Annotated in this window: 27 protein-coding genes; 6 read left to right on the forward strand and 21 right to left on the reverse strand. The window is 70.6% G+C overall.

Annotated features, from left to right (window positions below):
• Positions 1 to 144 precede the first annotated feature (144 nt).
• From mgt to AB8O64_RS27975, 3 genes are all read left to right on the forward strand, one after another.
• Entirely contained in the window at positions 145 to 1,341 is a 1,197-nt protein-coding gene (gene mgt / locus AB8O64_RS27965) for a macrolide-inactivating glycosyltransferase (RefSeq protein ID WP_370422043.1), read from the forward strand.
• A 285-nt stretch (positions 1,342 to 1,626) separates the two neighbouring features.
• The gene (locus AB8O64_RS27970) at positions 1,627 to 2,859 is read left to right on the forward strand and encodes a S8 family peptidase (RefSeq protein ID WP_370422045.1); all 1,233 of its coding nucleotides are present in this window, start codon (positions 1,627 to 1,629) and stop codon (positions 2,857 to 2,859) included.
• A 126-nt stretch (positions 2,860 to 2,985) separates the two neighbouring features.
• Positions 2,986 to 3,642: a DsbA family protein gene (locus AB8O64_RS27975; RefSeq protein ID WP_370422046.1), complete on the forward strand. Its 657-nt coding sequence runs from the start codon at positions 2,986 to 2,988 to the stop codon at positions 3,640 to 3,642.
• Between the two features lie 32 nt (positions 3,643 to 3,674).
• Here the strand turns inward: AB8O64_RS27975 and AB8O64_RS27980 are convergent, their stop codons facing one another.
• The 3 genes from AB8O64_RS27980 to AB8O64_RS27990 all read right to left on the reverse strand — a co-directional run bounded on the left by AB8O64_RS27980 (position 3,675) and on the right by AB8O64_RS27990 (position 6,558).
• The gene (locus AB8O64_RS27980; RefSeq protein ID WP_370422047.1) at positions 3,675 to 4,613 is read right to left on the reverse strand and encodes a GDSL-type esterase/lipase family protein; all 939 of its coding nucleotides are present in this window, start codon (positions 4,611 to 4,613) and stop codon (positions 3,675 to 3,677) included.
• Positions 4,614 to 4,909: 296 nt separating this feature from the next.
• Complete coding sequence (locus AB8O64_RS27985) at positions 4,910 to 5,944, reverse strand: CU044_5270 family protein (RefSeq protein ID WP_370422048.1); 1,035 nt, start codon at positions 5,942 to 5,944, stop codon at positions 4,910 to 4,912.
• Positions 5,944 to 6,558 (reverse strand): RNA polymerase sigma factor, encoded by a 615-nt coding sequence (locus AB8O64_RS27990; RefSeq protein WP_370423985.1) that lies wholly within the window; start codon positions 6,556 to 6,558, stop codon positions 5,944 to 5,946. The genes AB8O64_RS27985 and AB8O64_RS27990 overlap by 1 nt, the downstream gene beginning before the upstream one ends.
• A 113-nt stretch (positions 6,559 to 6,671) precedes the next feature.
• On the opposite strand from AB8O64_RS27990, the gene AB8O64_RS27995 reads away from it, so the two are divergent.
• A complete protein-coding gene (locus AB8O64_RS27995; RefSeq protein ID WP_370422049.1) occupies positions 6,672 to 7,058 on the forward strand; it encodes a thiol-disulfide oxidoreductase DCC family protein in 387 nt (128 codons plus the stop codon).
• A gap of 68 nt (positions 7,059 to 7,126) precedes the next feature.
• Here the strand turns inward: AB8O64_RS27995 and AB8O64_RS28000 are convergent, their stop codons facing one another.
• Entirely contained in the window at positions 7,127 to 7,585 is a 459-nt protein-coding gene (locus AB8O64_RS28000) for a hypothetical protein (RefSeq protein ID WP_370422050.1), read from the reverse strand.
• Between the two features lie 202 nt (positions 7,586 to 7,787).
• Positions 7,788 to 10,655: an NACHT domain-containing protein gene (locus AB8O64_RS28005; protein ID WP_370422051.1), complete on the reverse strand. Its 2,868-nt coding sequence runs from the start codon at positions 10,653 to 10,655 to the stop codon at positions 7,788 to 7,790.
• 124 nt (positions 10,656 to 10,779) lie between these two features.
• Between AB8O64_RS28005 and AB8O64_RS28010 the strand changes: the two genes are divergently transcribed.
• The gene (locus tag AB8O64_RS28010; protein WP_370422053.1) at positions 10,780 to 10,992 is read left to right on the forward strand and encodes a hypothetical protein; all 213 of its coding nucleotides are present in this window, start codon (positions 10,780 to 10,782) and stop codon (positions 10,990 to 10,992) included.
• A gap of 11 nt (positions 10,993 to 11,003) precedes the next feature.
• On the opposite strand, the gene AB8O64_RS28015 is transcribed toward AB8O64_RS28010, so the two are convergent.
• The 16 genes from AB8O64_RS28015 to AB8O64_RS28090 form a co-directional block, all read right to left on the reverse strand.
• Positions 11,004 to 12,077: a M14 family metallopeptidase gene (locus AB8O64_RS28015; RefSeq protein ID WP_370422054.1), complete on the reverse strand. Its 1,074-nt coding sequence runs from the start codon at positions 12,075 to 12,077 to the stop codon at positions 11,004 to 11,006.
• Between the two features lie 10 nt (positions 12,078 to 12,087).
• On the reverse strand, positions 12,088 to 12,399 hold the full coding sequence (locus AB8O64_RS28020) for a hypothetical protein (RefSeq protein ID WP_370422055.1): 312 nt from the start codon (positions 12,397 to 12,399) through the stop codon (positions 12,088 to 12,090).
• 200 nt (positions 12,400 to 12,599) lie between these two features.
• Positions 12,600 to 13,355 carry a sirohydrochlorin chelatase gene (locus AB8O64_RS28025; protein ID WP_370422056.1) on the reverse strand — a complete coding sequence of 252 codons (756 nt, stop codon included), beginning with the start codon at positions 13,353 to 13,355 and terminating at the stop codon, positions 12,600 to 12,602.
• A 4-nt stretch (positions 13,356 to 13,359) separates the two neighbouring features.
• Positions 13,360 to 14,259, reverse strand: coding sequence for an ABC transporter permease (locus tag AB8O64_RS28030; RefSeq protein ID WP_365376495.1), 900 nt, complete (start codon positions 14,257 to 14,259; stop codon positions 13,360 to 13,362).
• Complete coding sequence (locus AB8O64_RS28035; protein ID WP_370422058.1) at positions 14,246 to 15,052, reverse strand: ABC transporter ATP-binding protein; 807 nt, start codon at positions 15,050 to 15,052, stop codon at positions 14,246 to 14,248. The genes AB8O64_RS28030 and AB8O64_RS28035 overlap by 14 nt, the downstream gene beginning before the upstream one ends.
• A 94-nt stretch (positions 15,053 to 15,146) precedes the next feature.
• On the reverse strand, positions 15,147 to 16,250 hold the full coding sequence (locus AB8O64_RS28040) for an aliphatic sulfonate ABC transporter substrate-binding protein (protein ID WP_370422060.1): 1,104 nt from the start codon (positions 16,248 to 16,250) through the stop codon (positions 15,147 to 15,149).
• 99 nt (positions 16,251 to 16,349) lie between these two features.
• A complete protein-coding gene (locus AB8O64_RS28045) occupies positions 16,350 to 16,475 on the reverse strand; it encodes a hypothetical protein (protein WP_365213112.1) in 126 nt (41 codons plus the stop codon).
• Positions 16,463 to 17,797 carry a sulfate adenylyltransferase subunit 1 gene (locus AB8O64_RS28050; RefSeq protein ID WP_370422062.1) on the reverse strand — a complete coding sequence of 445 codons (1,335 nt, stop codon included), beginning with the start codon at positions 17,795 to 17,797 and terminating at the stop codon, positions 16,463 to 16,465. The genes AB8O64_RS28045 and AB8O64_RS28050 overlap by 13 nt, the downstream gene beginning before the upstream one ends.
• Positions 17,798 to 17,799: 2 nt before the next feature.
• A complete protein-coding gene (gene cysD / locus AB8O64_RS28055; RefSeq protein ID WP_370422064.1) occupies positions 17,800 to 18,714 on the reverse strand; it encodes a sulfate adenylyltransferase subunit CysD in 915 nt (304 codons plus the stop codon).
• A complete protein-coding gene (gene cysC / locus AB8O64_RS28060; protein WP_370422065.1) occupies positions 18,711 to 19,283 on the reverse strand; it encodes an adenylyl-sulfate kinase in 573 nt (190 codons plus the stop codon). The genes cysD and cysC overlap by 4 nt, the downstream gene beginning before the upstream one ends.
• Positions 19,265 to 19,975: a phosphoadenylyl-sulfate reductase gene (locus tag AB8O64_RS28065; protein ID WP_370422067.1), complete on the reverse strand. Its 711-nt coding sequence runs from the start codon at positions 19,973 to 19,975 to the stop codon at positions 19,265 to 19,267. Before AB8O64_RS28065 ends, cysC begins: the two co-directional genes overlap by 19 nt.
• Positions 19,972 to 20,157, reverse strand: a complete 186-nt coding sequence (locus tag AB8O64_RS28070) for a hypothetical protein (protein WP_370422069.1) — start codon at positions 20,155 to 20,157, stop codon at positions 19,972 to 19,974. The genes AB8O64_RS28065 and AB8O64_RS28070 overlap by 4 nt, the downstream gene beginning before the upstream one ends.
• Positions 20,154 to 21,851, reverse strand: coding sequence for a nitrite/sulfite reductase (locus tag AB8O64_RS28075; protein WP_356458943.1), 1,698 nt, complete (start codon positions 21,849 to 21,851; stop codon positions 20,154 to 20,156). Before AB8O64_RS28075 ends, AB8O64_RS28070 begins: the two co-directional genes overlap by 4 nt.
• 235 nt (positions 21,852 to 22,086) lie before the next feature.
• A complete protein-coding gene (locus AB8O64_RS28080) occupies positions 22,087 to 22,170 on the reverse strand; it encodes a putative leader peptide (RefSeq protein ID WP_356458947.1) in 84 nt (27 codons plus the stop codon).
• Between the two features lie 185 nt (positions 22,171 to 22,355).
• Positions 22,356 to 22,931, reverse strand: coding sequence for a GNAT family N-acetyltransferase (locus AB8O64_RS28085; protein ID WP_370422070.1), 576 nt, complete (start codon positions 22,929 to 22,931; stop codon positions 22,356 to 22,358).
• Positions 22,932 to 22,990: 59 nt separating this feature from the next.
• Positions 22,991 to 24,286, reverse strand: a complete 1,296-nt coding sequence (locus AB8O64_RS28090) for a GAF domain-containing protein (protein ID WP_370422072.1) — start codon at positions 24,284 to 24,286, stop codon at positions 22,991 to 22,993.
• A gap of 270 nt (positions 24,287 to 24,556) precedes the next feature.
• Between AB8O64_RS28090 and AB8O64_RS28095 the strand changes: the two genes are divergently transcribed.
• Positions 24,557 to 25,747 carry a YihY/virulence factor BrkB family protein gene (locus AB8O64_RS28095; RefSeq protein ID WP_370422073.1) on the forward strand — a complete coding sequence of 397 codons (1,191 nt, stop codon included), beginning with the start codon at positions 24,557 to 24,559 and terminating at the stop codon, positions 25,745 to 25,747.
• The last annotated feature ends 77 nt before the right edge of the window (positions 25,748 to 25,824 follow it).

Consider the following 25,824-nt stretch of genomic DNA (forward strand, 5'->3'; position numbering starts at 1 on the left):
GCCGATCACGGAGATTGTCCCCTTCGGCCGGGGCCGGGGCGCACCGGGTGGGCAGCCGGGCGGGCCGGAGGAGCAGACCGGACGGCAGAGAGGTGACGATTAATCATTTGCACGAGACGTATCGTCTCGTTTAGGCTCCCGGGCATGACCACTCCCCGCCCCGCCCACATCGCCATGTTCAGCATCGCGGCCCACGGACACGTGAACCCCAGCCTGGACGTCATCCGTGAACTCGTGGCCCGTGGCCACCGCGTCACCTACGCCATCCCCGAGTCCTTCGCGGAGCGCGTCGCCGCCACCGGCGCCGAGCCGAAGATCTACACCTCGACCCTCCCGGCCGACGGCGACCCCGACGCCTGGGGCACCGAGGTGATGGACCACATGGAGCCGTTCCTCGCCGATGCCGTCCAGGCGTTGCCGCAGCTCATCGCGGCGTACGAGGGCGACGAGCCGGATCTGGTCCTGTACGACATCACCGCCTACCCCGCGCGGGTCCTCGGGCATCGCTGGCAGGTGCCGGTCGTCCAGCTCTCGCCGTGCTTCGTCGCCTGGCAGGGGTATGAGCACGAGGTCGGGGCGGCGGTCATGGACCCGGTCAAGCAGACGCCGCGCGGCATCGCCTACTACGAGAGGTTCGCCGCCTGGATCGCCGAGAACGGCATGGACATCGACCCCGACACCTTCATGGGCCGCCCGGACCGCTGTCTCGCCCTCGTCCCGCGCGCCATGCAGCCCCAGGCCGACCGGGTCGACGAGTCCGTGTACACCTTCACCGGCCCCTGCCAGGGCGACCGGGCCGACCAGGGCGACTGGGAGCGGCCCGCCGACGCGGAAAAGGTCCTGCTCATCTCGCTCGGCTCCACCTTCACCAAGCAGCCCGGCTTCTACCGCGCGTGCATCGAGGCCTTCGGCGACCTGCCGGGCTGGCATGTCCTGCTCCAGATCGGCAAGCAGGTCGACGTCCGCGAACTGGGCACGATCCCGGCCAACTTCGAGGTGCGCTCGTGGATACCGCAGTTGGCGGTGCTCCAGAAGGCCGACGCCTTCATCACGCACGCCGGCATGGGTGGCTCGCAGGAGGGCCTGGCCTGTGGAGTGCCGATGGTCGCCGTGCCGCAGGCGGTCGACCAGTTCGGCAACGCGGCGCTGATCGAGGAACTGGGCGTCGGCAAACACGTACCGATGGAGCAGGCGGACGCGGCGACGCTGCGCGCGGCGGTCCTGGAGCTCGTGAACGACCCAGCCGTGGCGTCCCGTTCGGCGCAGCTGCGGGCCGAGCTGGCGGCGGAGGGCGGGACGCCCTATGCGGCCGATCTCATCGAGGCGGAACTGCGCAAGTGAGCACCGCGCCGCTCCGAAGTCCCTTCACGCGGGCGCCAGTTGGAATGTGTCCCAACGGTAAAACCTGACAGTGGTTGTCAATCGGCTGTCCAATTTGGCGCCGTTCAGCGGGGTTTGAAATTACGCAAGAGCGTTGCGTATGTCACACCTTCGTGTGGATCTTGAAATGAGCACGGTAAATCCGACAGGGTTTCGAGTCACCCGGAGCAATCCCTTCCACGCTCCGGGTGACGTTTGATGAACGCTCAATTTCCCCCCCACATCCTCACGAGGAGGAACCCTCGTATGGCAACCCATAAGCGCGTCGGCAAGCGGCGGCTCGTACTGGCGATATCCGCCATGACCGCCGTCACCGCCGGAGCCACCCTGCTGGCTCTGCCCGCCGGCGCCGCTCCCGCCGAAGGAACCGTCTACGGCGCGAATGCCAAGGGCGCGATCGACGGCAGCTACATCGTCATGCTGAAGGACGGAAAGAGTGCCGAATCCGTCGGCGCCAAGGCCGTCACGGCAGCAGGCAAGGACCTCGCCAAGCGGTACGGCGGCAAGCTGAACCGCACGTACGACTCGGCGCTGCGCGGCTTCTCCGCCAGCGGCCTGGACGAGACGGAGGCGAAGCGGCTCGCCGCCGACCCCTCCGTCGCCAAGGTCGTGCAGAACCACCGCTTCACCGCCACCGGCACCCAGGAGGCCCCACCCTCCTGGGGTCTGGACCGCATCGACCAGGCGGACACCAAGGGCGACGGCAAGTACGCCTACCCCGACGGGGCGGGTGAGGGCGTCACCGCGTACGTCATCGACACCGGCGTGCGCATCAGCCACAAGGACTTCGGCGGGCGCGCCTCGTCCGGCTTCGACGCCATCGACAACGACGACAACGCGGACGACGGCAACGGCCACGGCACGCACGTCGCGGGCACCATCGCCGGTGACGCGCACGGCGTCGCCAAGAAGGCCAAGATCGTGGCCGTCCGGGTGCTCGACGCGAACGGCTCCGGCAGCACCGAGCAGGTCGTCGCGGGCATCGACTGGGTCGTCAAGAACCACAAGGGCCCGTCCGTCGCCAACATGAGCCTCGGCGGCGGCGCCGACGAGGCCCTCGACGCGGCCGTCAAGCGGGCCGTCGCCGCCGGCGTCACGTTCGCCGTCGCCGCGGGCAACGAGTCCTCCGACGCGGGCCAGGGCTCCCCGTCCCGGGTTCCGGAGGCGATCACCGTCGCCTCCACCACCAAGGACGACCAGCAGTCCGACTTCTCCAACTACGGGAGCGTGGTCGACCTCTACGCCCCCGGCTCGGACATCACGTCCGCGTGGAACGACAGCGACTCGGGCACCAAGACCATCTCCGGTACGTCCATGGCCACTCCGCATGTCGCGGGCGCGGCCGCGGTCTACCTCGGCGGTCACAAGGACGCGACGCCCGAGCAGGTCGCCGGTGCGCTGACCAAGGGTGCCACCCCGGACAAGGTCTCCAACCCGAGCGCGGGCACGCCGAACAAGCTGCTCAAGGTCGTGGAGTAGGCACCGTACTGACGACATCGTGACGGACATCGTCATCGACTGTCGGTGAGTTGCATTCCCGGTCGGCCGTCGCGCCCCTCCCCCACGGGGGCGCGACGGTCGACCACTCGGCGTTAGGCTCCGGCCATGACTTTCGAGACGTCCCCCGTAACTGCCGCCCCTTCCCTCCCGGATGGCGAGACCGGCAAGGTCGATTTCTACTTCGACCCCGTCTGCCCCTTCGCCTGGATCACCTCGCGCTGGATCCTCGAGGTCGAGCGACTGCGTGACATCGAGCTCCGCTTCCGCGTCATGAGCCTGTCCGTCCTCAACGAGGGACGCGAGGACCTCCCCGAGCGCTATCGCGAAATGCTCGACACGGCCTGGGGCCCGGTCCGCGTCTGCACGGCCGCTGCCCGCCGGCACGGCGAGCATGTGCTCCGCGACCTCTACACCGCCCTCGGCACCCGTGCCCACAACCAGGGCAAGGACATCGACGACGACGTGATCAAGGAGGCGCTCGCCGAGGTGGGCCTGCCCGCCGAGCTGGCCGAGGCCGCGCACACCACCGAGCACGACGACGCGTTGCGCAAGAGCCACCACGAGGGCATGGACCCGGTCGGCGAGGAGGTCGGCACCCCGACCCTGCACATCGACGGCGTCGCCTTCTTCGGCCCGATCCTGACGTCGATACCCCGGGGCGAGACGGCGGCCCGCATCTTCGACGGCGCCCGCGCGCTGGCCTCGTACCCCGACTTCTTCGAGCTGAAGCGCACTCGGACGGGCGGTTTGGACTTCAGCTGACCTGCGTGATGGCCGCGATGCCGGCCGACGGACTAGCGACCGAGGGCGTCGAGGTGCCGATGGAGCACCTGATGTCCTTCGGGGGTGGGGTGCACGCCGTCGACGAGGAGCTCGGCCCTCTCCCGCAGTGGCTCCCACATGTCGAGGTAGTCGACGTGGTTCGCTTCGCACCAGGCCCGTATGGACTCGCGCAGGGCCAGCGCTCGCGCCTGGGTGAATCGCAGGCCCTCGTAGTCGCGGGTGCGTTCTTCATCGACCCAGGTCGGTCCCACGACGACAAGTCGCGCGTTGTGACTCAGGGCGGTGGCGGCCAACGCGCCCAGACTGTCCGCGATGTGCGCCAGTCCGTCGCGAGGAGACTGCGACGTGGCGAGCGGCAGGGCGGAGTCGTTGATGCCGGCGGCGACAAGGACGGTGTCGGGCAGGCGAGGAGCCAGCACCGTGGGTGTCTGCCGGCTGACATCGGCCAGGGTGCTGCCGGGGATGGCCAGATTGAAGACCCGGTGTTCGGCCTCGTTCCCGGCGATGTGGGTGGCCGCCAGGCGGGCCGCCCATCCTCCCTGCGGATCACAGCGTCCGTAGGCGATGCTGTCGCCCACGATCAGGATGCGTGCGGCCGGGCGCAGCGGCTTCGCATCCAGGTAGGCCCAGGCGCTTTCCCCGGAAGTGAGGAGCACCCGACGGCGGGCGTAGTCGTCGACTTCGTAGGCATCGGCTGCGGCGAGGTCCCGGTCGGTGAGGTGCAGGACGGCACCCTCGACCACGGCGCCGTACTTGCGCTCCAGGGTCAGGTGCACGTCGAGGCCGCTGGCGGCGATCACGGACTCGTCGGTGATCGGCAGGGGCCTGGCCGTGTAGCCGGTCAGCGACTCCGGAGAACTGGGCACCGCTTCGCCGAAGAGAGCGGTCTGGACCCGCTCGTCCAACAGCGTGCCGAAGGAGAACAGGGTGTGGGGGCGCGACTCGGTCACTGTGGGCTACGTGGCCTTTCATCAGGGATGATCAGATCACCCTAACGGCCGACTCGAGCCACCGAACGGGCGCTCCCACACGGTGCTCATGTGCGCCACCGTCGCATCGGTACGGCCGTCGTGCAGCTGTGGCTGCGCCTCTGCCGCACAGCCCCCGAGGGGCGCCCGCACCCTGAAAGACATGGGCCGGCGGCCCCTCTTGCCCGGTCCTGTCCGGGCTGAAAGGGCCGCCGACCTGTGTGTGCGCGGGGGGCTCCCAGCGGACCATGTCGACGAAGGCGCTCCCCGCACCACGCTCAGAGCGTCGTGCCGTCGGGGAGCTCCTTCTTCGCGTTGACCACGGCCCGCTTGATGACCACGGTCTCGTGGGTGATGGCGCCGGGTTCGAGGCCCCGATAGGGCTTGACCAGCACGTCGCGCTGGCCGAGGTACCCATAGGTGTTCCTGTCGAAGATCCACTCCTGACGGCTGACCGGGCCGGTGTGAGTGATCGCGACAGCGGTCCGGCCGGTCGCGTCGACGATGTTGTCCACGAGCCTGACGCCCGGGATCTTGGCAGCCGCTTTGAACAGCGCGGCGCTGATGTCCGGTGCCGCGATCTGCTCCTCCAACAGCTGACCTATCTCCTCGAACGCCGTCCGGTCGGCCTCCGGGTCGCCCATCCTGCCCACCCGGTAGAGGCGCTTGAGGAGGGCGTCGGGGTCGGTGGGAAGCGCCTTGACGCTGTTGTAGGAGCCCCGGTCGGTGACGTCATCGGGACGGTCGAGGTCGAGGTCCTCGCCGTTCTTGTCCATGAATTCATGGCCGGGCTCGTAGATGAAATTCTTGAGGCCGTCGGGCGAGTGCCAGACCTGGCGCGAGCGCAGCGGAGTCACCACGAGCTTCTCCTTGCCGCCCGCCCTGTCGACCCGCCCGCCCCTGACCTTGCTTTCCACGTAGATGTACTGGTCCTGCCGGGGTTCCAGGGCCGGCTGCCGTGCTGCCACGAGGGAGATGCGGTCGACGGCCGTCGACAGTCCACCGGTGGTGCCGGACTCCAGCTTCGCACCGGCCTTCGGCGGGCGGGTGTCCGTACCCGACGCCCCCGAGCCGTCCGGGGCCACGAGCACGGCACCCGCCACCACGGCCGCGGCGGCCGGGAGCGCGATCCAGGCCGTGCGGTGCGCACGGGAGCGCGGTGCGCACGGGGCGGTTCGGCGCGCCTCGGCCCACAGGGCCTCTTCGAGCAGGTCCTGCCGCGCCTTGGGCAGGGCGGTCTCGGCCTGCCGCGGGAGCAGGAGGTCGAAGTCACGGAGGTCGAGCGGCTCTTGGGTTCGCCGGGAGATGCGCATTATCGGTTCCACTTCTCGTTCGGACGGTTCAGATGCAGATGGAGGCGCTCGGGACGCCGGGACGCCGTCTCGTCGGCGCGCTGCCGGAGCTCTTGTTCGGCGAGCTTGCGCAGCCGCTCGCGGGCCCGGAACAGCCGCGACCGTACGGTGCCGACGGCCACGCCCAGGGCCTCGGCCGCTTCCGCGTAGCTCAGGCCGGACCACACGCAGAGGGTGACGACCTCGCGCTCCGGCCGGCGCAGCTTCTCCAGGGCGTTCTTCGCGGCGGTGAGCTGTTCGGCGTCCGCCATCCTGCCCACCACTTCACCCGCGATGTCCGGCACGGCTTCCTTGGCGGGCATGCGGGCCAGGGCCTTCTGATGGCGGCGGGCGGCACGGTTGGTGTTGCGCTGGACGTTCACCGCGATGCCCATCAGCCAGGCCTTCGCGCCGTCCGGCTCCTCGGGAAGCCTGTCACGCAGGCGCCAGGCCTCCAGGAACGTGAGCGAAACGACGTCCTCGGCGGTGGCCCAGTCGCCGGTGGCACGGATGGCGTAGCGGTGGACGAGCTGGGCGTGCGAGCGGAAGAGACGGCGGAAGGAGTCCGGGTCGCCGTCCCTGATGCGGGTGTGTATTGACGTCACGTCTGGATATGTCCGATGGGAGGTAGGAGTTCCCATGATGTGGGTCACACGACGGGACGGTCATCCCGGCCCCCGCCAGGGCGGAGCGCGGCATCATGAGCATCATGCGAACCCGGCCTGTGCTCGTGTACGACGGTGACTGCGGCTTCTGCACGACCTCGGTGAGGTTCGCCGAGAGACGTATCCGGCCCCGCTGTGATGTCACCGCATGGCAGTCCGCGGAATTGAATGCCCTGGGCGTGACACAGGACAGGGCCGAGTACGAGCTGTTGTGGATCACCCCCGGCGGGACGGTCTACGGCGGAGCCCAGGCCGTCGCCAAACTCCTGCTCAGCGCGCGTGGCGGCTGGGCCGTGCCGGGAGCGGTGCTCATGCTGCCACCGGTGCGTTGGGCTGCCCACGGCATCTACCGGCTGATCGCGAACAACCGGCAGCGGATGCCGGGCGGAACGGCGGCCTGTGCTGTGCCCGCAGAGCGCTCGCGGCCCTGACGTGTGGGTGCCGTGCGGGAGGCGCCTGAAGGCGGCGCTCCCGCACGGCCGTGTGGTCAAGCCGGCTGTTACAGGTTGTAGCGCTCGATCTTCAGGAGCCAGTTCTGCAGTCCGGCGGTGCCGATGTTGTCGCTCGGGCTCACCCGCACCTGAGCGGTGACGTCCTTCTGGTTGAACTGCGGCTCGAACCTGATGATCCGCAGCGCGGTGTGCGAGGACCATTCCGCCGATGAGGCCGCCGACGAGAAACGGTGGTTGTCACTGACCGGGTTCGGGCTCTCGCCGCCGAACAGCACGTCGAGCCAGAGGACGCTGTTGTTGTCCGAGGAGCTCACCAGCGTCTCCGCGCTGAAGGTCACCACAAAGATCGCCCCGTACGAGGGCGAGGTCGATCCGCCGACCTTGAGACCGATCTTCGCCCCCGGCACGTCCTGCCAGCCGGGGCCCTTGGTCTCCCAGCGGTCCGAGTCCCACGCCCAGTAGGTCCGGTCCGTCGCACGCTGAACCCAGTCCGATGCAGCAGTCACACTGTTCCCCTTCCGGTGTGCGGTAGCGGGTCGTGTACTGCGAGCCATCGAAGCAGGTGGGGGTGGAGGATTGAGGAGGACTCCGAGCATTCGCCGATGAAACGTCGGTATTCCGTCGGTGCCGGGATGAACGCTTGCACAACAGGAATATCGCCCGATGTGGTGGTGTCTCATGGTCACCAAACGGGTGTGCTGGTGCGGGTTATGCGCGGGGGCGAGGGCGGGGGGAGCGGGTGATGGCACCCGGAGGGAAGAGGTGGGGGCCGGTGACGGTTTCGGCGTCGGTGATGTGGACTGTCAGGCCCTCGATGCCGGCGAGCGGGGTGAGATCAACTGTGGGGTCGGAGTCTGACCGGCAGTAGATGGACAGCTCTCGGACGTTGGGGAAGGTGTCCATCACGGGGGTCAGGTCCGCGTGTGAGGAGGGGTTGTTGAGGAAAAGATGGGTCACCTGGGGCAGGGGCGGACAGGCGCCGAGTGCGGCCACCTTCTGATCGACGATCTGCATACCGGTCAAGGCGGGGAGCAGTGTGAGCTCCTGCCAGGCATCCAACGTGACCGGGGGGACGAAACTGAGGAACTTCAGACCGCTGAGTTCGGAGATGCCGCTGAGCGCCGTTGACGAGCACGTCGCGTCCCAGAGGTAGAGCTCTCGCAGGTGCGGGAGCTCAGGAAAGGCGGAGACGGAGGGCTGGTCCAGGGGAGTGTTGAGATTGAGACGTTCCAGGGTCGGCAGCCGACCGACGGTAGTCAGATCTCTGGGCAGAGCTCCCCACAGGGCCAACTTGTTGATCGGCAAGCCATCCAGGGGTGCCAGGTCGAAGAGATCGCCGTTACCTATCAGAGTCAGATCGCGTAGCCCAGGCAACTGCCGGATGAAGCCGATGTCGCGCAGCTTCAGGTTACCGGAAATGCAAAGCCTGCGGAGCTGGCTTCGCTCGATGCCGGACATCAGCTTGGACGCCGAGAAGTTTCCGTGGAAGGAGACGTCTGACCTGTTGCGGATCTCTCTGATCGCCTTGAGCTCGGCATCAGTCGCCACTTGGACGGTGACGTCTTCGGCGAGGTGGTCGAGGATCTCTCGTGCATACTCCTCCGTATCGAATGAGCCCCAGCTCCTCCCCAGAAGGCTATGGATGCCTCGGTCGGCGCTGTCGCGATACCGCTTGAGCAGGGGAAGGGCGGCATCACCGCCCACGGCGACCGCCGTCTCCACGACGGCGCTGGCTTCCTCGTCTTCCAGACCTTCCGGCCCTGGAAGCAGTTCGACGATCACCGGCCCGACCGACGCCAGCTCCTTGGCCTCCGCATAACTCCACGGCGGCAGCAACGCCCCCGCCCGGCTCTCCACCGCCTCCCGAACCCCGGGCTCCAACTCCGTTGCCTGCTCCAGACAAGCCATGGCCAGCAGATGCAGCCGCGTCCGGTGCTTTGCCGTACGGTCACCGCGCGCCACGAGCCGACGCAGCAGCGTGGCTCGCTCGGTGGGCCGGGCATGGGCGACGGCCATCCGTAGGACGTCCTCCCACTGGTCGTCGTGCGCGTGCCGTACCAAGAGGCCCAGGTCCCGCGCCTCCACCGCCGCCTTCGCGCCGAGGTAGTCCTGGAAGGTGCGGTGGACGAAGTCAATGGTGTCGGCCGTCGGCTTGCGCAGCAGACCGCTACGGCCAACCAGGTGGGTGAGCACCTGCCGGGCGTCGCCCTGCGCCGACACCGCAGGCATGGCAGGCAGTGCCTCCTCGATGACCGCGAGCGCCGACTCCTCCTCCATTTCTGCCTGGCCGTTGCGGATGAGCCAGTAGGCGAGCCGTTGGAGCAACTGGATGGACTGGTGCCGGGTCAGGCTGATGCCTTCCGGCGCGTCGATGCCGCGTTCATGGTCGCGTCGGACCAGCAGCATCGAGAGTGCTGCCTCGTACAGCTCCATGCGGCCCCGGGGAAGGTGGCCGCGTCGGTCCCGGTGGAGTGCGCACATCAGCGCGCACATCAGGGGAGTGGTCGCCAGCTGCGCCAGATCACGCTGCCCGCGTACCGCCTCCGTGAAGCTCTCCTCCAGCCCGGGGGCGGCCTTGGCCGCACAGTGCCAGCGGGTGACGAAGACCAGCACATCGCGCCTGTTCATCGGCCGTACGGTCAGCTCCGTGAAGCCTGAGCCGTTGAGCCATTGTTCCGGTACGGCCGTGGGGCGCGTGGTGACGAGGACGTACGCCTGCGGATAGGCCGCGAGGAGTTCCCGCAGCCACGCTCTGGTGTGTTCGCGGCGTTGCTGCGGCACTTCGTCAATGCCGTCGATGAGCAGCAGACCGCGTCCTGCCGTGAGGACCCGATCCGCCCATCCCGTCGGTTGGGCGGCCGCGAGCATGCTCCCCGTCGCTTCGAGGAAGGAGTGCGGGCCCGGCAGAGCGCTCTGGCGGTCGAGGGTGCGCAAGGGCAGCACGAAGGGCATGAGATGCCGCAGGTGGTCCATCTCGCTCGGCGGGTTCTGCCGTGCCGACATCACCGCCAGCCAGTGGAGCAGCGTCGTCTTGCCGCTTCCCGCCAGTCCACGGATCACCGTGCGCTGCCGGCCTGCCAGAGCCTGCTCGGCCCGTTCCACCGTCATCGGGGATGCGTGCCCCTCCGGCCACGCGGAAGGCATCCCCGACCGCTCGTCGCGAGCCGCCAGCTCCAGGCTGAGATAGGCCGTGTCCAACGGCCAGCAAGCGCCCTCCGGCCTCGTGAGGTCCAGCCCCACGACCGTCAGCCGGCTGTAGCGGTCGATGACATAGTCCCGGTACCGGCGTTCAAAGACCACGTCCTCGTCGCTCTGTTCGCGAATCGCCGCAGGCGTCGGGGCAACCGCCCGTGAACGCAGTTCCAGGAGAGCGGGCGGTGCCGCTCCCAGCGCCTTCGCCAGCGCGATCACCGTGGCTTCGCTCGGTACCTTCCGCCCGTTGAGCGCCTGGCTGATCGTCGTGCGCCCCAGCCCGCACCGCCGCTCCAACGCGGTGACCGACAGCCTGCGCTCGGCGCGCAGCAACCGGAGCCTCGCGGCCAACTCGGCTCGCGCGCCCGTCTCTTCGTCTCCCACGCTCTCCCCAGCCCCGCCGCCGCCTCGTCCGTGACCGCGTTCATTTTGGTACGGCCGAACGCCGCTGAACATGGAACCGGGGAGATTCCTGGCACCGGACCCACCATGGACTCAGGAGGACCCCATGGATCACCGACCGGCTGTCATCGCCCTCGTGCTGCTGACAATCGCCGTCGCCGTTCTGTCCGCCGCCGCTCTCGGCGCGGTGGCCGGGGTGTTGGCCCGCATGGACGGTGCCAGCCGGCCTGCCGCGTTGACGCGTGCGGGCGCGGCCTTCGGCGGAGCGCTCACCGTCCTCACCGCGATCCTGGCCCTCGCACATAAAGTACTGGTCTAAGCGGGGGCGTCCTAGGCCAGAGCCGTCAGGCAGAACTGCACCAGGCCGGCGTCGACGTCGAGGACGATCTTCTCCATCTCCGGCCACGGCGGCGCGAAGGCCATGCCCCACTCGACCGTGAAGGCGAGGATCTTCTCCTCCTCCTGGCCCGAGAGGATGTGGCGCGCGTAGAGGTAGTCGTCGCTGGTTCCGCAGGTCGGGTACAGGTCGAAGGCCGGCTCGGGGGTGTATTCCTTGCCGCGTACGCCCTTGAGGGCGTCGCAGAACCGCTCGGCGAGCACGGCGGAGTCGTCGGCGTCGTCTTCCTCGATGAACTCGGCGTAGACCAGACCGTCCTTCAGTCCGCGCTTGCCGTCGAAGAGTGGGTTGTGGAAGTTCTTGGCCGGGTCGACGGACTGGTTCTGGTCGTCGCCCCAGACGTAGAGCACCTTCTGGGTGTAGCTGTGGACGTCGACGAACCAACGGGTGCGGGTGAAGCGGTCGATCAGCCAGCGCACATTGCGGGTCTCCGCCTCGGAGAAGGGCTCGGGGCCCTGGTAGACCTGGTTCGGGTCGGCCGGGTCGTCCGAGACCCGGACCGGGGCGAGGGGGTGGAAGGCGGTCCGGTAGTCGAAGAGGTGGTCGTAGTTGCGGTTGAGGTCGACGCCGATCGCGGCCGGATCGCCGCCGGACTGGGCCGGATTGCGGTTCCGCCGCCACATGGCGTCGACGGTCTGGCTGTAGTGCCGGCCGTCCGGGTTGACGAGCGGGAAGACGACGACGTCGAGCTCCTCCAGGATCCTGCGCACCTGGGCGGAGGTGAAGCTCGTACCGCCGTAGGCAAGGCCCGTGCCGCCGGTGTGGGCGTGCAACAGGTCGGCGGCGAAGTCGACCAGGATCTCGCAGCTGCCCCACTCGCGGGCGTGTGCGCCGCCGATAAGGACGACGGCGGGCTTCGGCTCCCGGCGTTCTGTGCCGATCCGCAGGGCGTGACAGGTCCGGCCCTCGAAGGTCGGCTCGGGCAGCTCGATGAGGTCCGCCGTGGGGAACGCGGCGGCCAGGCTGGCCACGCCGGATTCGACTTCGGTGATGTTCAGGTACGGCATGGCGCCCCTCCTAGTCCCGCACCTTGAGGGCGAGTCCCTGCGGGACCGCGTCCTCGGGGGCGAACCGGTCTCCTTCGCCCACCTCGGTCTGGCGGGCACGTCCGGTGGCGGTGGCGTCCTCGACGGTCTCGACCGACACGCCCTCACGAGCCAGGGCTTCGCCCTGCTCGGGGGAGACATAGGCGTCCATGGTGAGGCTGCCGTCCTCGTTCCGGCGGACCCTGCCGCCGACATCGGGGCGGGAGTCGCGCAGCAGGGCGCGCAGGGTGTCGGCATCCTTGGCCGTGACGCGGACACGCAGGGTGGTGTACTCGTTGGACATGACGGGCCCCTCTCGGGCGCCGTCGAACTCGGATCGGCCCTGCCGGCCCGGCCGGGGGACGGCGCGCTCGCGACGAGTGAACGAGTGGACGTGCGGGCGCGTACCTTCGTGGTGCCCAGGCCTACGCCCGATGTGTTCCTCGTATTCTCAGCGTGCGCTTCCGCCGTGGAACGAGTCAAACGGGGCCTCGGGCACCCCTCCTAGGCCCGCAGCCGCACCCCCGGAGTGACCGCGACGGCCCGCGCCGCCTCCTCGTACCGTCGCAGCAGCAGCGAGACGACCTCCGGCGCCGGGCCCAGGACGTCCGCCAGGACATCCGCGCCCGCCTCCCGGGCGCCGGCGGCGATGCGGTCCGGCAGGCGGCCCGGGGCGAGGACGTACGGGGCGACCGCGATGCGGCGGACGCCCTCCGCGCGCAGGGAACGGATCGCGTCCTCCGTGCGCGGCAGGGAAGCGGAGGCGAACGCGGGTCGCACGGCGCACCAACCGGTGTGCCGCCACTCCCGCGCGATTTCAGCGATCACCGCGCTCGCCTCCGGGTCGGTGGAGCCCGCCGAGGCCAGGACGACCCCGGTCCGGCTCCGGTCGCCGGGCCGCAGCCCGGCCTCGTACAGCCGCCGTTCCAGGGCGGCCGTCAGCAGGGGGGAAGGGCCGAGGACGGCGGCCTGCCGCACCCGCAGCCACGGCAGCCGGGCCGCCGCCTCACGCAGCACGGCCGGGATGTCGGCCTTGGCGTGGAAGGCACGGGTCAGCAGCAGGGGGAGGGCGACGACGTCCCGTACGCCCTCCGCCGACAGCCGTTCCAGCACCCGGGGCACGCTCGGCGCGCAGAAGTCGAGGAAGCCCACCTCGACGCGGAGCCCCGGGCGCAGTGCCGCCAGACGGTCCCGGAGCGTCGTCACCGTCGCCGCGTGACGGGGGTCGCGGCTGCCGTGGGCGACGATCAACACCACCATGCGCTCACCCCTGGCGCGTCGCCAGACCGCGGGTGCGCAGCACGCGGCGCTCCAACGGGCTGAAGACGATCAGGTCGATGGCGATGCCGACGAAGAGGATGAGGAGGATGCCGAGCAGCACCCCCGGCATGTCGGAGTCGGTGCGGGCGTTCTCCAGGAACTGGCCGAGCCCGAGGCCCAGGTCGGGGGAAGAGGCGATGAGTTCGGCCGCCATCAGTGAGCGCCAGGAGAAGGCCCAGCCCTGCTTGAGCCCGGCGAGATAGCCGGGCAGGGCGGCCGGCAGCAGGATGTGCCAGGCGCCGCGCGCCCCGGTGGCGCCGATGGTGCGTCCGGCCCGCAGATACAGCGGCGGCACCTGGTCGATGCCGGAGACAAGGCCGTTGGCGATGGACGGCACCGCGCCCAGCAGGATCACCGCGTACATCGCCGAGTCCGTGATGCCGAGCCAGATGACCGCGGCCGGTACCCAGGCGACGGACGGCAGCGACTGGAGGCCCGAGAGGATCGGGCCGAGGGCGGCCCGTACGAACCGCACCCGGGCGACCAGCAGCCCCAGCGGGGTGCCGAGGGCCAAGGCGGCGGCGAAGCCGAGCAGGCCGCGCGAGACGCTGGTCCAGACGATGTCGAGCAGGGTGCCCTGCACCCACAGCTCGGTGAGGCTGTGCCAGACGGCGGAGGGGTCGGGCAGCTTGTAGTCGTCGGTGACCTCCGCCAGGACCAGGAGCTTCCAGACGACGAGCACCAGGACGACGGCGCTCACGGGCGGCAGGACCTTGTGCAGCAGGACCTCGGTGAAGGGCGTCCGCTTGACCTGCACCGCGTCCAGCGCGTCGAGCCCGGCCTCCAGTCCCGAGAGGTCGTGGCCGTCGGGCTTCGTCTTCCCGGCGGTGTCAGTGCTGGCCATGGCGGCGGATCTCCCCACGCAGTTCTTCGGTTATCTCGACGGACAGGTCCGCGACGGCCGCGTCCTCGATCCGCCGCGGCTGCGGGATGTCGACCTCCCACTCCCGGGCCACCCGGCCGGGCCGCGAGGACAGCAGCACCACGCGCTGGGCGAGCCGGACCGCCTCGCGGACGTTGTGCGTCACGAACAGCACCGACAGCGAGGTCTCGGACCAGATCCGGGTCAGCTCGTGGTGCAGCACGTCCCGGGTGATGGCGTCGAGCGCGGCGAACGGCTCGTCCATCAGCAGCAGTTGGCTGTCCTGCGCCAGGGCGCGGGCGAGGGCGACGCGCTGCCGCATCCCGCCGGACAGCTCGTGCACCCGCTTGCGGTACGAGCCGCCGAGCCGCACCAGCTCCAGCAGCCGCTCGGCCTCCGGCCGTCGCTCGGCCCTCGGCACCCCGCGCAGCCGCAGGGCGAGCTCGATGTTCCGGCCCGCGGTCAGCCAGGGGAAGAGCGCGTGCTCCTGGAACATCAGCGCCGGCCTGCCGCCGGGCACCTCGATCGTGCCGGCCGTGGGCCGGTCCAGCCCGGCGACCAGATTGAGCAGCGTGGACTTGCCGCAGCCCGAGGCGCCCAGCAGACAGACGAATTCACCGGGCCGGACATCAAGGGTGATGTCGTCCAGGACGGGCTGGGCCGCCCCGGGACGGCCGAAGCTCTTGTGGACGTGGTGGAGCCGGACGGCTGCCGGGGCATCCTGGGGGACGACGACGGCCGTGCCGGTCTTCTCGGTGGACAGTGCCGGGGCCATCCGGTCACCTCCTGAGGTCTGGGCGCCGACGGGTCGGCGGTCGCTGCTTGATGGGATGCGAGGCGCGATTGCGCGATGCGCGCCGCGCCGGGCGCTAACGCTTGCCGAGGTTCGCGGCGTCGACCGCCGGCTTGCCCTGGGCCTTCAGGACCTTGTTCAGCGGGGCCAGGTCGTAGATGCCGGACAGGTCCGGCTTCTCCAGCAGACCGGCCTTGACGGCGTGGTCCGCCTCGGCCTGCAGGGTCGAGGCCAGCGGGTCGTCGGTGACCGCGATGCTCCGCCACGCCGGGTCGAGCACCTTGGCGGGCAGTTCCTTGCCGGTGAGGCCCTTGAGGGCCGCGTTGGCTGAGGCCTTCGCCTTGTCCGGGTTCGCCGTGATCCACGCGTTGGTCTTCACCGAGCCGCGCAGCACGGCCTCGACCACATCCGGGTGGGCGTCGAGGAACTTCTGCGACACGATCACATTGGTGATCACGAACTTCTTGTCCGGCCACAGCGTGCTCTCGTCCAGCAGGACCTTTCCGCCCTCGGCGACCAGCTTCGAGGCGGTCGGCTCCGGCACCCAGGCGCCGTCGACGGAACCGGACTTGTAGGCATCGGGAGTCACCTTGTTGTCCGTGCGGACGACGGACACATCACCCTTGCCGCTCTGCGGATCGACCTTCCAGCCCTTCTCGGCGATCCAGTTGAGGAACGCCACGTCCTGGGTGTTGCCCTTCTGCGGCGTCGCGATCTTCTTGCCCTTGACGTCGTCGAGGGAGGAGATCCGGTCCGGGTTCACGACGAGCTTCACACCGCCGGAGGCGGCACCCGAGATGATGCGCAGGTTCTTGCCCTTGGACTTCACATAGCCGTTGATGGCGGGCGACGGGCCGATCCAGCCGATGTCGATGGACCCGGCGTTGAGGGCCTCGATCTCGGTCGGCCCCGCGTTGAAGGTCGTGGCGCGGAGCTTGGTGCCGCCCAGTTCCTTCTGGAGGATCCCCTCGTGGTCACCGACCAGCGGGGTGGCGTGGGTGATGTTGGGGAAGTAGCCGATCCGCACCGTGTCGACGGACAGTTTCGCGCCCACGGCGGCGGTGTTGCTCTTGTCGTCCTTCTTCGCCGAGCCGTAGCCGCAGGCGCCCAGGACGCCGATCAGCAGGGGGAGGGCGACGGCGGCCGCGAGGGCGCGGCGGGCGGGGCGGGCGGCAGGCACGAGGGGGGTTCCTCTCGGTGGTCCGGGCGTACGGCTAGGGCACGCCCGGCGTCGGCTGGGGTCTTCGGGGGTGGGGGAGGTACGGCGGCGGTACGGGCGTCAGCACACACATCGCCCGACCCCGCCCTGTCCGCTGCCGAGGGCGCCGCTGCCGATCCGGCCGCCCTCCTTGTCGAAGGTCGAGAAGAAGTCCCTGCCCGCCGAGGTCATGATCAGAAGTCCCATCCCTCGTCGTCGGCCACCGGAGCGGCCTCGTCCGTCGCCTTCGCCGCGAAGGCCGCGCCCGCCATGCCCGCCGTCAGCGTCGTACCGTCGGCGGGGTCGACGAGCAGGAAGGAACCCGTACGGCGGGAGTCGGCGTAGGCGTCGAGCGCCAGCGGCTCGGCGGTGCGCAGCACCACGCGCCCGATGTCATTGGCGGCCAGCTCGCCGGGCGCGGGGTGCTGGGAGAGGTCGCCCAGCGTCAGCCGTGACGGGATGTCCTTGACGATCGCCTTGACCGTGCGCGTGGTGTGCTTGAGCAGCACCCGGTCACCGACGCGCAGCGGCCGGTCCGCCACATGGCAGACGGTCGCCTCGACGTCCCGGGTGAGGGCGGGCACGCCGGTGGTGGGGGCGATGAGGTCACCCCGGGAGACGTCCAGGTCGTCGGCGAGGCGCAGGGTCACGGACTGCGGGGCCCAGGCCACGTCGACCTGCGAACCCAGCGCGTCGATTCCGGCGATGGTGCTGCGCCGCCCCGACGGCAGCACGGTGACGTCCTCGCCGACACGCAGCACTCCGGAGGCGAGCTGTCCCGCGTAGCCGCGGTAGTCGCGGTGTTCGGGCGTCTGCGGGCGGATGACGTACTGGACGGGGAAGCGGGCCGGGTCACCGGTGGGGTCGGCGACGACGGGGACGCTCTCCAGGTGCTCCAGGACGGTCGGTCCGCCGTACCAGTCCATGTGCGCCGACGGCGTCACCACGTTGTCACCGGCCAGCGCGGAGATCGGCACCGCGGTGACGTCCGGCACGCCGAGCGAGGCGGCGTACGCGGTGAACTCCTCGGCGATGTCCGCGAAGACGGGCTCCGCGTAGTCGACGAGGTCCATCTTGTTGACCGCCAGTACGACGTGCGGGACGCGCAGCAGCGCGGCGACCGCGGCGTGTCGGCGGGTCTGCTCGACGACGCCGTTGCGGGCGTCGACCAGCACCACGGCGAGCTCGGCGGTGGAGGCGCCGGTGACCATGTTGCGGGTGTACTGCACATGCCCGGGGGTGTCGGCGAGGATGAACCGGCGGCGCGGGGTGGCGAAATAGCGGTACGCGACGTCGATGGTGATGCCCTGCTCGCGCTCCGCCCGCAGCCCGTCCGTCAGCAGCGCCAGGTCGGGCGCCTGCTGTCCGCGGCCCAGCGAGGCCCGCTCGACGGCCTCCAGCTGGTCGGCCAGCACCGACTTGGAGTCGTGCAGCAGCCGCCCCACCAGCGTGGACTTGCCGTCGTCCACCGAGCCGGCGGTGGCGAAACGCAGCAGCGAGGTCGCCGCCGGGTCGATCGATGTGCTCATGGCTAGAAGTACCCCTCGCGCTTGCGGTCCTCCATCGCGGCCTCCGACAGCTTGTCGTCGGCCCTCGTCGCACCCCGCTCGGTGAGCCGGGACGCGGCGATCTCCGCGATCACGTCCGTGATCGTCACCGCCGAGGAGTCGACGGCACCGGTGCAGGACATGTCACCGACCGTGCGGTAACGCACCAGCCGTCTGACGACCCGCTCCCCGTCCTTGGGGCCGCCCCAGTCACCCGGCGCCAGCCACATGCCGTCCCGGGCGAACACCTCGCGCTCGTGGGCGTAGTAGATGGCCGGGAGCTCGATCTTCTCCCGGGCGATGTACTGCCACACGTCCAGCTCGGTCCAGTTCGACAGCGGGAAGACCCGCACGTGCTCACCGGGGGAGTGCCGGCCGTTGTACAGCTGCCACAGCTCCGGGCGCTGCCGGCGCGGGTCCCAGCCGCCGAACTCGTCGCGCAGCGAGAACACCCGCTCCTTCGCGCGCGCCTTCTCCTCGTCGCGACGGCCGCCGCCGAAGACGGCGTCGAAGCGGTGCGCGCCGATCGCCTCCAGCAGGGGCACGGTCTGCAGGGGGTTGCGGGTGCCGTCGGGGCGCTCGCGCAGCCGCCCGTCGTCGATGAAGTCCTGCACGGACGCCACGTGCAGCCGCAGGCCGTGCTCGGCGACCGTGCGGTCGCGGTAGGCGAGGACCTCGGGGAAGTTGTGACCGGTGTCCACGTGCAGCAGCGAGAACGGCACCGCCGCCGGGGCGAACGCCTTCAGCGCCAGATGCAGCATGACGATCGAGTCCTTGCCACCGGAGAAGAGGATCACCGGCCGCTCGAACTCCCCCGCCACCTCACGGAAGATGTGCACCGCCTCCGACTCCAGCGCGTCCAGATGCGTCAGGGCGTAGGGGGTCTCGTCCACGCTCACAGCATTCCCCTCTCCGTCAGCAGCGCGTGCAGTTCCGCTGCCGACTCCTCGACGCCCGACCGGTGCGCCTCGATCCGCAGGTCCGGCTCCAGGGGCGCCTCGTACGGGTCGTCCACCCCCGTCAGCCCGGATATCTCGCCCGCCGCCTGCTTGGCGTACAGGCCCTTCACGTCCCGTACCGAGCACACCTCCACCGGCGTCGCGACGTGCACCTCCACATAGCCGGTGCCGTGCTCCTGGTGGCGCTTGCGGACGGCCTCGCGGGAGTCCGCGTAGGGCGCGATGACGGGCACGAGGACGGTCACGCCGTGCGTGGCCAGCAGCTGGGCGACGAACCCGATGCGCTGCACGTTGGTGTCGCGGTCCGCCCGGGAGAACCCGAGCCCCGCGGAGAGGAACTCCCGGATCTCGTCGCCGTCCAGCACCTCCACCCGGTGCCCCTCGGCACGCAACCGCCCCGCCAGCGCGTAGGCGATGGTCGTCTTGCCCGCGCTGGGCAGTCCGGTGAGCCACACGGTGGCTCCGCTCATCTCTTGCACTCCGTCCCGTGTCATCCGTGAAGCCCGCATTCCGTCTTTCCGCGCCCCGCCCACCGGCCGGCTCGGGCGTCCTCACCCGCGCCGGTTCGGCGGGTGCAGGGAGCACACCCGATGGAGGCGTAGCCCTCCGTCAGCAGCGGGTTGGTCAGCACGCCGTGCTCCTCGACGTACGCGTCCACGTCGGTCTGCGTCCAGCGGGCGATCGGCGAGACCTTCACCTTCCGCCGCCGGCCGTCCCAGCCGACGACGGGAGTGTGCGCGCGGGTCGGTGACTCGTCGCGGCGCAGCCCGGTCGCCCAGGCGTCGTACGCGCCGAGTCCCTCCTCCAGAGGCTGGACCTTGCGCAGGGCGCAGCACAGGTCAGGGTCGCGGTCGTGCAGCCGTGGCCCGTGCTCGGCGTCCTGTTCGGCCACGGACCGGCGCGGGGTGAGGGTGATGACATTGACGTCCATCACCGCGGCGACCGCGTCGCGGGTGCCGATGGTCTCCGGGAAGTGGTACCCGGTGTCCAGGAAGACCACGTCCACGCCGGGCAGGACGCGGGAGGCGAGATGGGCGACGACCGCGTCCTCCATGGAGGAGGTGACGCAGAACCGCGGTCCGAACGTCTCGGCCGCCCAGCGCAGGATGTCGAGCGCCGGGGCGTCCTCCAGCTCCCGCCCGGCCCGCTCGGCCAGCGCCTCCAGCGATGCATGACGGTCGGTCAAGTCGTCGTGGGTCATGGTGTTGCGGGGCCCCCTTCGCGTATGTCGTGCCGCAGGCCCTTGGCCAGCAACCCGAGGAACGAGAGCCGGAACGCGCGATTGCAGGCGCCGCATTCCCAGCTGCCGTGCCCCTCCTCGGAGGGGCGCAGATCCTCGTCCCCGCAGTACGGGCAGTAGAAGGGGGCCGCCCGCCCGCTCATGACAGGTCCTCCTGCGTGGCGCGGGCCGCCCAGGTCGCGAACCGCTCACCGTCCTCGCGCTGCTCGGAGAACCGGGTGAGGACGCGCTCGATGTAGTCCGGGAGCTCGGCCGAAGTGACCTTCAGACCGCGGACCTTGCGGCCGAAACCGGCCTCCAGGCCCAACGCGCCGCCCAGATGCACCTGGAAGCCCTCGACCTGGTTGCCGGCGTCGTCGACGACGAGCTGGCCCTTGAGGCCGATGTCCGCGACCTGGATGCGGGCGCACGCGTTCGGGCAGCCGTTGATGTTGATGGTGACCGGCTGGTCGAAGTCCGGCATCCGGCGTTCCAGTTCGTCGATCAGGCTCTGGCCGCGGCCCTTGGTCTCGACGATGGCGAGCTTGCAGAACTCGATGCCCGTGCAGGCCATCGTGCCGCGCCGGAAGGGCGACGGGCTGACCCGCAGATCCAGCGCCTCCAACCCGGCGACCAGGGACTCCACTTGCTCCTCGGGCACATCGAGCACCAGCATCTTCTGCTCGGCGGTGGTGCGCAGCCGGCCCGAGCCGTGGGCCTCCGCCAACGCGGCGACCTTCACCAGGAGCGTGCCGTCGACCCGGCCGACGCGCGGCGCGAAACCGACGTAGAACGCGCCGTCCTTCTGGCGGTGGACGCCGACGTGGTCGCGCCACTGCTCGACGGGCGCGGCGGGCGCGGGGCCGTCGAGGAGCGGGCGCCGCAGATACTCCTCCTCCAGCACCCGGCGGAACTTCTCCGCGCCCCAGTCGGCGAGGAGGAACTTCAGCCGGGCGCGGTTGCGCAGCCGCCGGTACCCGTAGTCGCGGAAGATGCCGATCACACCGCCGTACACGTCGGGCACCTCGTCCAGCGGCACCCAGGCGCCGAGCCGGACCCCGATCCTCGGGTTGGTGGACAGCCCGCCGCCGACCCACAGATCGAAGCCGGGGCCGTGTTCGGGGTGGTCGACGCCGACGAACGCGATGTCGTTGATCTCGTGCACCACGTCCAGCAACGGCGAACCGGAGACCGCCGACTTGAACTTGCGCGGCAGATTGGAGAAGTCCTTGTTGCCGATGAACCGGCGGTGGATCTCGTCGATGGCGGGCGTGCCGTCGATGATCTCGTCCTCGGCGATACCGGCGACGGGCGAGCCGAGGATCACGCGGGGCGTGTCACCGCAGGCCTCGGTCGTCGACAGGCCCACGGCCTCCAGCCGCCGCCAGATCTCGGGGACGTCCTCGATCCGGATCCAGTGGTACTGCACGTTCTGCCGGTCGGTCAGGTCCGCGGTGCCCCGGGCGAACTCCTGGGATATCTCGCCGATGACGCGCAGCTGCCCGGTGGTCAGCCGGCCGCCGTCGATGCGGACCCGCAGCATGAAGTAGCGGTCGTCCAGCTCCTCCGGCGCCAGGATCGCGGTCTTGCCGCCGTCGATCCCGGGCTTGCGCTGGGTGTACAGGCCCCACCAACGCATGCGGCCGCGCAGGTCGTTGGGGTCGATCGAGTCGAAACCGGCCTTGGAGTAGATCGTCTCAATGCGTGTCCGCACATTGAGACCGTCGTCGTCCTTCTTGAACTGCTCGTTGCCGTTGAGCGGCGTGTGATGGCCGACGGCCCACTGGCCCTCGCCGCGATGGCGGCCGGCCTTGCGGCGGGTCGTGGCGTCGGCGGCGCTTTCCGAGGTGGCAGCCATGGCGATATGTCCTTCTGGGGGCGGCTCTGAGGAGGGCTGTTCACGCCGAGCCGCCACCTGTGACCTGCGCATACGCCGGATCGACCCGGGCAGGCGCGAAACGGCGGTCACGGGTGGTGCGACGTGCGCGGGCACGGCGGTGCGAGGTGGGGCGGCTCGGGGTGGCTCGTCCGCGACGATGGGGACGGCGGGGGCGGCGGGAGGGCGCCGCGGAAGAACGGTGGTGCTGAGACTCTCAGCGCGCCGGACAGATGGCGCTGGACATGCGGCCCAGGTCGACGTGGCGTCGACTCACCAAGGCAACTCCAGCTCGAGACATGACGGAAGCGTGGCACGGCGGTCTCCGGCCAGTAAAGCGTTGTCCGCGATGCGGACTGTATCGTCTCGGATGCCGGGATGGCTGTCTGTGCCGCCCGCGGCGGCGGGCGCCCTGCGGGCGCGTCCTCAAGCGCCGGACGGGCTGCCAATGCAGCCCGTCCGGCGATCGAACCGGCCGGCCAGGCGTTACGCCCCGGGCCAGGGGCCCGGCGGCGGGACCGCCGGCTCGTCCTCCGTCTTGGTGTCGAAGACCCGGAAGCCGCGCCGCTCGTAGTTGGCGAGGGCGTGCGGGCCGTCCTTGTCGCAGGTGTGCAGCCACACCCGTTTCGTCGGCGTCAGCTCCGGCCACCGCTCGGCCAGGTCCCACGCCCGGGCGGTGCCGAACGACAGCAGCCGCCCGCCGAGGCGACGCCCCTGGAACGCCGGGAGCAGCCCGAAGTAGGCGATCTCGACGGTGCCCTCGTCCTGGGGCTCCAGCTCCATGTAACCCGCCGGGGTACCCCGGTCGTACGCCACCCAGGTCTCCACGCCCGGCCGTTCCAGATAGGCCTGCCACCGCTCGTACGACCACGGCAGCCGGTCGGTCCAGCTGACGCTGCCGCCCACCGCCGTGTAGAGGAAACGGCTCAGCTCCGGCGAGGGCACCTCGGCCCGCTCGATCCGCAGACCGTCCGGCGTGTCCGGTTCGGGCACCGGCGCGAGGTCGGCCGGCGACGTCTGTTCCAGGGACCAGGTCGTCACAGAAATCACGCTGTTACTCATAAGCCCCAGCCAACCACGCGCTCGGACGGGCATCGCCGGAGCCCGGACGGGGGCGGTGGTCAGTGCGCCGGCAGACCGCGGCGGGCGGCCAGCACGACCGGGGCCCGGGACGCCGGCAGCAGGTCCTCCGCGTGCAGCGGCGTCAGCAGCCGGACGTCGATGCCGTCCGTGAAGCGATACGGGCGGTGGCTGAGCACCCCCGCCAGCGTGCGCCGCATTCGGGACATCTCCGCCCGTACCGTCACTGTGCGGGTGGCGTCGCCGAAGAGGTCCGCCGCCAGCTCCGCGGCCGTGCGCCCCGCGGGGTGGCGGGCCAGTACGTACAACAGCTCGGCGTGGCGCGGGCTCAGCTCCTGCGACCACTGCCCCGACTCGCCGGAGACCGTCACCGTCCAGCTCCGGGGCCGGCGCAGATCCAGCACCACCCGGCTCGGCGTGCCGTCCCGGCCCGCCCCCGCGTCGGGCTCCTCGACGCGCACCAGCCAGCCGTCCGGCAGGGGTTCGAGCCGGCACAGCCCGAGGGACGGCAGCCACGCCCGCCCCGGTGCCACCGACTTGGGCAGCACCACCCGCCCCACCGGGCCCATGCCCGTCACCGCCGCCGTCCAGCCGTCCCGGTCGACCGCCAGCGCCCGGCCGCCGATCCGGGCCAGCATGGGCGTGGCGACCGAACGCAGCCGGTCGACGGACTCCCAGTGCCGGGCACGCAGCTCCGCCTCGGCCACCTTGGCCACGGCGGTGACGAGGGCCAGCGAGGCCGGATTGAACGCGCCGGCGGGCCCGCTGACATTCAGCACGCCCACCAGCCGCCCGTCCCGCGGGTCGTGCAGTGGGGCCGCCGCGCAGGTCCAGGCGTGATGGGTCCGGACGAAGTGCTCGGCGGAGTGCACCTGCACCGGGCGGCGCTCCACCAGCGAGGTGCCGAGGCCGTTCGTGCCGACCAGCTCCTCCGTCCAGGAGGCCCCCACGTCGAAGCCCAGCCGGGTGGCGTTCCGGATCACCCCCGGGCTGCCCTCCCGCCACAGCACCCGGCCGTCGGCGTCCGCGACGGCCATCAGATGCTGCACGGTGTCAGCCACCTCGCCCAGCCCCTCGCGCAACTGCGGCAGCAGCCCGCCCAGCGGAGAGGTGTGCCGCCGGTGCTCCACCTCCTCGGCCGACAGGGCCGGTGCGGCCCGGCCCACGTCCGGGTCGATGCCGTGGCGCCGCACGCGACGCCACGACTGCCCGATCACCTGGCGCGGCAGCACGGCTCCGGCCCGCCGGGCAGGCTCCGTACCGGCGGGCGACGGATCAGCGAGCCACGCCTCCCGGACGGCGGGCAGCAGGCCCGCCTCGAATGGTCTGCGGTTCACGCTGCAATGGTGCCGCCGCGAGGCCCGTCGCGTCGGGGCATCGGCAAGATTGCAACGCAGTGCAACCGTTGCGGGTGGCGCCGGTGCGGGCGCAAGGTGACAGGGAGCGGTCGGAGGGTGGTGCCGAGTCGGCGCAGCATCACCCTCCGCCTCGACTCCCGCCGCCGTCGCGGCCGTCACCCGCCCCGCTCCGCCTCACCCCGGCTCCGGTACCCCCACCCATCCGGCCACCGTGCAGGCCAAGGGCCATTCGGCGGATACGGTAAGGGCGTGCAGGCAGCAAATGAACCACCGGGGCGGTCGGTCGGCCGACTCCACAGGGCTCGCGTCCTGTACCGAAATGTCTCCAAACGCAGGATGGCGTGGCTCCTCCTGAAGGACACGGTCAACTCCTGCGTGGAGTACCGCGTCACCGGGCTCGCCGCCGAGGCCGCCTTCTTCACGCTGCTCTCGCTGCCGCCCCTGCTCCTCGGTCTCCTCGGCCTGCTCGGCTACCTGGACGCCTGGACCGGCACCAAGACCATCGAGAGCATCCAGAACAACATCCTCAACGCCTCCGCGACCGTCCTGTCGGACAAGGGCGTCAACGAGATCGCGCGGCCCCTCCTCCAGGACGTCACCAAACGCGGCCGCCCGGACATCATCTCGGTCGGCTTCGCCATCGCCCTGTGGTCCGGCTCGCGCGCCGTGAACGTCTTCGTGGACACCATCACGATCATGTACGGGCTGGAGGGCAAGCGCGGCATCGTCAAGACCCGGCTGCTGGCCTTCCTCCTCTATATCGTCGCCCTCCTCATCGGGGCGGTGGTGCTTCCGCTGATGGTCGCCGGGCCGGACGCCGTGCTGGACATCGTGCCCTGGAGCGCGGACGTCGTCCGGGCGCTGTACTGGCCCGTCGTCACGCTGCTCTCCGTCGTCTTCCTGACGACGCTGTACCACGTGTCCGTGCCCGTCCGTTCGCCCTGGCAGGAGGACATCCCCGGGGCGCTCGTCGCCCTCGGCATGTGGGTGCTGGGCAGCTTCCTGCTGCGCATCTACCTCACCCACACCGTCGAGGGCCCCACCATCTACGGCTCGCTCGCCGCACCCGTCGCCGTGCTGCTGTGGATCGGCGTCTCGGCCTTCGCGGTCCTCGTCGGCGCCGCGGTGAACGCCGCGATAGACCGGGTGTGGCCGTCCGTCGCCACCGCCGCGGCGCGCGCCGAGGTGGACCGGGTGCGCGAGGCCGCGGCGGCGCGGGCGGCGGCCGAACGCGCCGCCCGGGCGTACCCTCCCGACGACATCGACGAGGAGGACGGTGTCATGGGCCAGGACCGGGAGCCGCCGTCGGAGTTCCCCGAGCGCTGGGCGCAGTTCCTGCCCCCCGAGGACGTCCGGGCCCGGCTGCACCACCTCAAGCCCGAACACCAGCCGAAGCACGCGAAGCACGGCCGGCACGCGAAGCCGGACGGGCGCGGCTAGAAAATCGTTGGCGCGGTGGTCGGGCGAGCGCCTACGCTCGCCACACACCGCGCTGACCACGCGGCGAGACACAGGAA

The sequence above is a fragment of the Streptomyces sp. QH1-20 genome (assembly GCF_041283565.1).
GTDB lineage: Bacteria > Actinomycetota > Actinomycetes > Streptomycetales > Streptomycetaceae > Streptomyces > Streptomyces syringius.

Coding starts and splice junctions, on each gene's coding strand:
- AB8O64_RS28050 (WP_370422062.1), bottom strand. CDS start 17,797: ATGAGCACATCGATCGACCCGGCGGCGACCTCGCTGCTGCGTTTCGCC.
- AB8O64_RS28080 (WP_356458947.1), bottom strand. CDS start 22,170: ATGTCTCGAGCTGGAGTTGCCTTGGTGAGTCGACGCCACGTCGACCTG.
- AB8O64_RS27985 (WP_370422048.1), bottom strand. CDS start 5,944: ATGCGCATCTCCCGGCGAACCCAAGAGCCGCTCGACCTCCGTGACTTC.
- AB8O64_RS28020 (WP_370422055.1), bottom strand. CDS start 12,399: ATGTCCAACGAGTACACCACCCTGCGTGTCCGCGTCACGGCCAAGGAT.
- AB8O64_RS27975 (WP_370422046.1), top strand. CDS start 2,986: ATGACTTTCGAGACGTCCCCCGTAACTGCCGCCCCTTCCCTCCCGGAT.
- AB8O64_RS28070 (WP_370422069.1), bottom strand. CDS start 20,157: ATGAGCGGGCGGGCGGCCCCCTTCTACTGCCCGTACTGCGGGGACGAG.
- AB8O64_RS28010 (WP_370422053.1), top strand. CDS start 10,780: ATGGATCACCGACCGGCTGTCATCGCCCTCGTGCTGCTGACAATCGCC.
- AB8O64_RS28085 (WP_370422070.1), bottom strand. CDS start 22,931: ATGAGTAACAGCGTGATTTCTGTGACGACCTGGTCCCTGGAACAGACG.
- cysC (WP_370422065.1), bottom strand. CDS start 19,283: ATGCGGGCTTCACGGATGACACGGGACGGAGTGCAAGAGATGAGCGGA.
- AB8O64_RS28030 (WP_365376495.1), bottom strand. CDS start 14,259: ATGGCCAGCACTGACACCGCCGGGAAGACGAAGCCCGACGGCCACGAC.
- AB8O64_RS28045 (WP_365213112.1), bottom strand. CDS start 16,475: ATGGGACTTCTGATCATGACCTCGGCGGGCAGGGACTTCTTCTCGACC.
- AB8O64_RS28025 (WP_370422056.1), bottom strand. CDS start 13,355: ATGGTGGTGTTGATCGTCGCCCACGGCAGCCGCGACCCCCGTCACGCG.
- AB8O64_RS27995 (WP_370422049.1), top strand. CDS start 6,672: ATGCGAACCCGGCCTGTGCTCGTGTACGACGGTGACTGCGGCTTCTGC.
- AB8O64_RS27970 (WP_370422045.1), top strand. CDS start 1,627: ATGGCAACCCATAAGCGCGTCGGCAAGCGGCGGCTCGTACTGGCGATA.
- AB8O64_RS28075 (WP_356458943.1), bottom strand. CDS start 21,851: ATGGCTGCCACCTCGGAAAGCGCCGCCGACGCCACGACCCGCCGCAAG.
- AB8O64_RS28015 (WP_370422054.1), bottom strand. CDS start 12,077: ATGCCGTACCTGAACATCACCGAAGTCGAATCCGGCGTGGCCAGCCTG.
- AB8O64_RS28035 (WP_370422058.1), bottom strand. CDS start 15,052: ATGGCCCCGGCACTGTCCACCGAGAAGACCGGCACGGCCGTCGTCGTC.
- mgt (WP_370422043.1), top strand. CDS start 145: ATGACCACTCCCCGCCCCGCCCACATCGCCATGTTCAGCATCGCGGCC.
- AB8O64_RS28065 (WP_370422067.1), bottom strand. CDS start 19,975: ATGACCCACGACGACTTGACCGACCGTCATGCATCGCTGGAGGCGCTG.